The sequence below is a fragment of the Kitasatospora misakiensis genome, assembly GCF_042656005.1.
Lineage (GTDB): Bacteria > Actinomycetota > Actinomycetes > Streptomycetales > Streptomycetaceae > Kitasatospora > Kitasatospora misakiensis.
In genome coordinates, this window is the sequence record NZ_JBHSOF010000109.1 from 1 (window position 1) to 5833 (window position 5833).

General features: G+C 73.4%; 7 protein-coding genes, 1 tRNA gene and 1 pseudogene. 2 read left to right on the top strand and 7 right to left on the bottom strand.

The window, feature by feature from the left end; translation table 11 throughout:
• From ACFP3U_RS36570 to ACFP3U_RS36585, 4 genes and pseudogenes are all read right to left on the bottom strand, one after another.
• A pseudogene (locus tag ACFP3U_RS36570) lies at window positions 1–542 on the bottom strand (hypothetical protein); the annotation flags it as partial.
• A 5-nt stretch (window positions 543–547) separates the two neighbouring features.
• Entirely contained in the window at window positions 548–1210 is a 663-nt protein-coding gene (locus ACFP3U_RS36575; protein ID WP_380230094.1) for an aminodeoxychorismate/anthranilate synthase component II, read from the bottom strand.
• A 54-nt stretch (window positions 1211–1264) separates the two neighbouring features.
• Window positions 1265–1444 carry a hypothetical protein gene (locus tag ACFP3U_RS36580; protein WP_380230095.1) on the bottom strand — a complete coding sequence of 60 codons (180 nt, stop codon included), beginning with the start codon at window positions 1442–1444 and terminating at the stop codon, window positions 1265–1267.
• A 75-nt stretch (window positions 1445–1519) separates the two neighbouring features.
• Entirely contained in the window at window positions 1520–2275 is a 756-nt protein-coding gene (locus tag ACFP3U_RS36585; RefSeq protein WP_380230098.1) for a DUF881 domain-containing protein, read from the bottom strand.
• 120 nt (window positions 2276–2395) lie between these two features.
• Here ACFP3U_RS36585 and crgA point away from each other — a divergent pair, with 120 nt between their 5' ends.
• Window positions 2396–2644 carry a cell division protein CrgA gene (gene crgA / locus ACFP3U_RS36590; protein ID WP_030392407.1) on the top strand — a complete coding sequence of 83 codons (249 nt, stop codon included), beginning with the start codon at window positions 2396–2398 and terminating at the stop codon, window positions 2642–2644.
• 345 nt (window positions 2645–2989) lie between these two features.
• Here the strand turns inward: crgA and ACFP3U_RS36595 are convergent, their stop codons facing one another.
• Window positions 2990–3898 carry a rhomboid family intramembrane serine protease gene (locus ACFP3U_RS36595; RefSeq protein ID WP_380230096.1) on the bottom strand — a complete coding sequence of 303 codons (909 nt, stop codon included), beginning with the start codon at window positions 3896–3898 and terminating at the stop codon, window positions 2990–2992.
• 280 nt (window positions 3899–4178) lie between these two features.
• On the opposite strand from ACFP3U_RS36595, the gene ACFP3U_RS36600 reads away from it, so the two are divergent.
• Complete coding sequence (locus tag ACFP3U_RS36600; protein ID WP_380230097.1) at window positions 4179–4964, top strand: DUF5324 family protein; 786 nt, start codon at window positions 4179–4181, stop codon at window positions 4962–4964.
• Window positions 4965–5041: 77 nt separating this feature from the next.
• Here the strand turns inward: ACFP3U_RS36600 and ACFP3U_RS36605 are convergent.
• Both ACFP3U_RS36605 and ACFP3U_RS36610 read right to left on the bottom strand, forming a co-directional pair.
• Window positions 5042–5114: transfer RNA gene (locus ACFP3U_RS36605), tRNA-Ala, on the bottom strand.
• A gap of 189 nt (window positions 5115–5303) precedes the next feature.
• On the bottom strand, window positions 5304–5432 hold the full coding sequence (locus ACFP3U_RS36610) for a DLW-39 family protein (RefSeq protein ID WP_014137031.1): 129 nt from the start codon (window positions 5430–5432) through the stop codon (window positions 5304–5306).
• Between the last annotated feature and the right edge of the window lie 401 nt (window positions 5433–5833).

Genomic DNA, 5833 nt, shown 5'->3' on the forward strand with positions numbered 1-5833 from the left:
CCCTGAGCGGCGCGCCGGCGCTCGGCCCCGCCGCCCGGGGCGGGCGCGGCGGGCGCGGCGGGCGCGGCGGACTGCTGCCGCCGCTCGGCCTCCACGGCGGCCATGGTGACCGTCTCGGCGGCGGCGAGCACCGTCCCCTCCGCCACACTCCCCTCCGGGGCGTCCGGTGTCCGCCGGGTCGGCACCGGCGCGGCCGGCTCGTAGACGCCCCAGCCGTCCTCGGCCCCCGGCTGCGCCGCCCACGACTGGCTCCCGCCCTGGCCCTGCTGGTCCTGGTACGGGTCGTAGGTCTGGTACTGCCCCTGCTGGTACGGCGCCTGCGGGGCCCCGCCATACGGGCCCGCCCCGCCGTACTGGTCCTCGTGCCCGTACGGGCCCTGCTGCGCGTACGGCTGGGCGGCCTGCTGGTAGGGGCCGCCCGGGAGGTGCTGCTGCCCGTACGGGTCGTGCTGCTGCTCGAACGGCCCGCCGCCGTGGTACGCGTCGCCGCCCTGCGGGTCCGCGTCCGCCTGATAGCGCCCCTCCGGTCGCACCGCGGTCACGCCGCTCAGCCCCGGCCGATCACCGGGGCGAGCCCGGCCGACCGGTCGACGGCACCCGGGTCACCGCACTCGGCGAGCCAGTTGGCGAGCATCCGGTGGCCGCCCTCGGTGAGCACCGACTCGGGGTGGAACTGCACGCCCTCCACCGCGAGCTCGCGGTGGCGCAGCCCCATGATGACGCCGCTGGCGGTGCGCGCGGTGACCACCAGCTCCCGCGGCACGGTGTCCGGCTCGACCGCCAGCGAGTGGTAGCGGGTCGCGGTGAGCGGCGAGGGCAGGCCCGCGAAGACGCCGCCGTCCTCGTGCTCGACCGGCGAGGTCTTGCCGTGCAGCAGTTCGGGCGCCCGGCCGACCACCGCTCCATAGGCCACCGCGATCGACTGCAGGCCCAGGCAGACGCCGAACACCGGGAGCCCGATCCGTGCGCAGTGGTGCACCATCTCGACGCAGACGCCGGCCTCCTCCGGGGAGCCCGGGCCGGGGGAGAGCAGCACCCCGTCGAAGCCCCGGTCGCCCTCGCGGCGCACCGCGTGCTCGACGGTCACCTCGTCGTTGCGGACCACCTCGCAGGTGGCGCCGAGCTGGTAGAGGTACTGGACCAGGTTGAAGACGAAGCTGTCGTAGTTGTCGACGACCAGGATGCGGGGCTGGGTCGGCCGGGAGGTCATGGGCGCGCGTTCTCCGAGGGGTGCGGGGACTGGGACGTTGGCGGAGCCGCCGGATCAGCCGGCGGCGCCGTCGCCGTCCCCGTCCACTGTGACGTCACCGAAGGGGAGGAGCGGTTCCGCCCACGGGAAGACGTAGGTGAAGAGGAGGTAGACCAGCCCCAGCACGAGGAGCGCCGAGATCACGGCCTTGACCAGGGTGTTCCCCGGCAGATGACGCCAGATCCAGCCGTACATGGTGCTCCCTCGACGAATTGGACTGGGATCAAGAGTAGACCCGGCCCCGGCGGCCGGGTCCCGTGCACCGGCCCGCTACTGGCCGGTGGCCGAGCGCAGGTCCGCCGTTCCGGAGTAGCCGGGCAGGGTGAGGTCGCCGCTCTCCTGCACCTTCCAGCCCAGGCCGTACGCCTGCACGTACTGGAGGTAGTTGCGGATCGTCGGGTCCGCGTCCACCGCGCCGCGCAGCGCGTCGGCGCGCCCGACCGCCTTGACCACGTAGGGCGGCGAGTAGACCCGGCCCTGGAGCAGCAGGGTGTTGCCCACGCAGCGCACCGCGCTGGTGGAGATCAGTCGCTGGTCCATCACCTGGACGCCCTCGGCGCCGCCCCGCCAGAGCGCGTTGACCACGGCCTGGATGTCCTGCTGGTGGATGACGAGGTCGTTGACGCCCGGCTCGGGCACGCCGGGGATCCGCGCGGTCGCGTTCGGCGGGGCGTCGTTGAGGGTGACGGTGAGGCCGGGGCCCTGCAGCGGGTCGAGCGCGGCGGCCTGTTCCAGGGCGGCCAGCCGGGCGACGTCGGCCGGGCTGCGGCCCTGCTGCTCGGCGAGCCCGCGGGCGCGCTCCTCGAGGTCGGCGAGCTGGGCCTGGGACTGCTGGTTCTGCGCGCTGCGCTGCCGTATCACGTCGGAGAGGCTGAGCAGCGAGTTGTCGGTGCGCAGATCGGTCCCGCGGGCGGTCTGCGCGCTGATGTAGAAGAGCAGTCCGGCGAGTGCGAAGACGGCGCAGGTCAGGGCACGTCCGACAATTCGGGTGCCGCGGACGCGGGTACGAGCGGGCCGAGGGGGAATCGACAAATTAGGCACCGTACCCTTATCTCCTTCGGACCCGCCGAGCCACTACGCTAACGGACACCGCCACACCACCGTGAACCCCTGCGCGGTCACAGCGCATCGACAGGAGAGCTCCTCGTGCCGAAGTCTCGACTCCGCAAGAAGTCCGACTACACCCCGCCGACCACGGCGACGGTGAAGATCAGTTCGGGCCGCGGCTGGGTTGCACCCCTGATGCTGGCGCTGTTCCTGATCGGCCTGGTCTGGATCGTCACCTACTACGTGACCAGTGGCAGCTGGCCCGTCGAGAGCTGGCGGAACTGGAACATCCTGGTGGGCTTCGGCTTCATCGCGGCGGGTTTCGGCGTCTCCACCCAGTGGAAGTGACGTCGGGGCCCACGCCCTGAGTTCCTTCACCGCCGCCCCGGGACGCTCCGTCCCCGGGGCGGCGTTCGTGGTGCGCCGCCGCTCCAGGCGGACATCCGCTTATCAGGTTTATCCACATGGTTATCCACACTGGGGAAAAGTCACCCAGGCCTGTGGATAACCTGCGCCGGGGGCGCTTTCCGCACCGCCGCACGCCCTCCCCCGAATGCCGAATCCGCACAGCGGGACACGCGTAGAACAGTCGTCCGTACCCGGCACTCCACACCGCCTGTGCACAACCCCGCACCCGTTGTGGACAACCGTGCGGCCACCGGACCCGCGCGCGTACGGTCCTGCGCGGCCGGGTCACCCGCCGTAGCGGGCCATTCCGGTCAGGAGCATCACCAGCACCAGGCCCGCCACCCCCGCCAGCGTCAGCCCCTGCACCGCCGCCCGCCGGGCCCGCGGGGCGTACATCAGGCCGGCCGCGGTCAGCATCCCGGCGACCAGGCCGCCGAGGTGGGCCCGCCAGTCGATGCCCGGCACCGAGAAGGTGACGATCAGGTTGAACAGCAACAGCGCGACGACCGGCCCGAGCGGCGCGCGGACCCGGCGGTGGAGCACCACGGTCGCGCCCAGCAGGCCGAAGACCGCGCCCGAGGCGCCCAGCGACCGCATCCCGTCGCCGGCCACCAGGAAGGCGAACGCGCTGCCGGCCAGGCCGGAGAGCAGGTAGAGCGCCAGGAACCGGACCCGCCCAAGGGTGGCCTCCAGCTGCGGGCCCAGCACCCAGAGCACCAGCATGTTGGTGGCGATGTGCCAGGGCGTGGTGTGCAGGAAGACCGCGGTCAGCAGCCGGTACCACTGGTCCGGGCCCGCGGCGACGCCCTCGGCGAAGGGGTACATCCGGTCGGGGGCCAGGCTGCGCAGTTCGAGGTCGTAGGCCAGCCACGGCGTGAGCACGTAGGCGGCCAGCACGTACACCACCAGGTTGACGCCGATCAGCGCCTTGGTGACCAGCGCGCCGTCCCCGGCCGGCCGGCCGCCGAACCGGGTGGTCGCCCGCCGGACGTGCCGGTTGCCCTCCTCGACGCACTCCGGGCAGTGGAAGCCCACCGAGGCGTTCACCATGCACCGCGGGCAGATCGGCCGTCCGCAGCGCGAACAGCCGACGCCGGCCTCCTGCTCGGGATGCCGGTAGCAGCGGGTCGGCGCGGGCCCGCCCGGGGCCCCCGAGGTCCCGTCGGTCGGCGGCCTCGGCTCGTCCGGGAGCATCGGCTTTCCCCTTCTGCCACGACTTGCTGCGACTTGCCACGACTTGCCACGACTTGCTGCGACGACACGCACGGGCTCCCGGCGGGGACCCGCCGGAACCGCCAGCCTACTGCGGCCATACCCCCGCCCGACCGGCCCACGCGCCCCCGATCCGACCGGCGGCCCGGGGCCCGGTGACCCGCGTACGGCCCACTCCGGCATGCCGTCGGACAAATCCGGATGCATGATCAGCATTCAGGTGGATATGTGCATATAGGACGCTACCAGGAGGAGAGAGCTCGTGACCCGTTTGGACTCGGCCCGTGAGACGGCCGGCAACCTCGCGGACAGCGCCCGGCACCAGGCCACCCAGGCCGCCCACACCGCGCGCGTCCAGTACGACCGGCACATCGCCCCCCAGGTCGGTCACGCCTTCGCCAGCCTGCCGCCGGAGGCCCAGCAGAACGCCCTCAAGGCCCTGCACCGCGCCCAGGAGAAGGCGCTGGCCGCCCGCCTGGGCGCCTCCCGGGCCGCCGACCAGGCCCGCTCCACCGTCGCCCCCAGGGTCGTGGCCGTCGTCGAGGAGGCCCGCGCCGTCGTCGTCCCGGTCGCGCAGGAGGCCCAGATGCGCGGCGCCGCCGCGCTGACCGCCATGCGCGGCAACGTCACCTCGTCGGAGATCGGCGACCTCGCGGCCCGCAACGCCCGCAAGTCCTGCCGGAGCGGCTGGGCCACCGGTCTGGCCGTGGCCGGCATGGTCGCGATCGGCAGCGGCATCGTCGCCTGGCAGTGGTGGCGGCACCGCAGCAACCCGGAGTGGCTGGTCGAGCCGCCGTCCGCCGCCGCGGGTCCGGCCGCCGAACCCGACGCCCGCCCGGCCGGCGCGCACGCCTCGGGCAACGGCGGCGGCACCGTGAACGGTTCACCGGACGGCGCGGCCGCGCCCGCACCCGCCAAGGGCAAGGGCAAGGGTGAGGCCGAGGACGAGGGCGCCCCCGAGCCCGGCCCGCGGCCGGACCGGGCCCACCCCGCCGCGGCCCCCGGCGACGACCGCCCCAAGCCGCACGATCCGCGCAAACCGCACTGACGAAAACGAGAACGGCGGCCGCTGACCCGAATTCAGGTCGGCGGCCGCCGGGCCGTCCACACGCGGTGGACACAACGTGGAGCGTAGGAGACTCGAACTCCTGACATCTGCCTTGCAAAGGCAGCGCTCTACCAACTGAGCTAACGCCCCGGGGCGGCACCGTGCGCACCACCGGGCACAAGAGTACCCGGTTCCGGCGCGGATCCGGTGCCCTGTCCCGGCACTCCTGCCGTGTGGGGCCGGGAACGTCCGGTCGGCCCGGTCACCCGACCGGGCCGACCGGCCCTGGAGGCGCCGCGCGGCGCCTCCGAAGACCGTCGATCGTCAGATCGCCCGGGCTCAGCGACCGGCCGGGACCGGGTCGGTGGCCTCGGTCCACAGGTCCTGCTCGGCGCGGTCCGCCTGGACCTGACGGTAGACAAAGAAGCCGCCGAGGGCGACCAGGGCGACCAGGAGAAGCTTCTTCACCGCGGGACCTCGTCCTTCTTGCGTTGACGGACTCAGCAGCCGTGCGCCGATCGCTCCCGATCGGGCCGACGAGTCCATGATTTGTTACGAGCACGAACGGGCTGTCGGCTGGCCTGACTGCCCTTGCGGCCGATGATACACACCGGTGTCCCAATCGTGACCAGCCACCGCTACCTCCAACCGACCCGTCCGGTCGGAGGATTGACGCCACACCTCCTGTCGTACGTTCTGCCCGGCGCAGACCCTCCGCAGGGCCGCCACCGTTCCCGCCCACCGGGGCGCGGCACCGGCGCCCCGGCCGGTACAACCCCCGGCCGGCGGCCGTGGTTCCGGCTCCGGGCCGGGAAATCGGGTAGGAGGGCCGGGTCACCCGGCCCTCCTCCCACACCACCGGACATGCG

Bases quoted from the DNA above. Each gene is read 5' to 3' on its own strand.
- ACFP3U_RS36595 (WP_380230096.1), bottom strand. From the start codon at position 3,898: ATGCTCCCGGACGAGCCGAGGCCGCCGACCGACGGGACCTCGGGGGCC.
- ACFP3U_RS36575 (WP_380230094.1), bottom strand. From the start codon at position 1,210: ATGACCTCCCGGCCGACCCAGCCCCGCATCCTGGTCGTCGACAACTAC.
- ACFP3U_RS36580 (WP_380230095.1), bottom strand. From the start codon at position 1,444: ATGTACGGCTGGATCTGGCGTCATCTGCCGGGGAACACCCTGGTCAAG.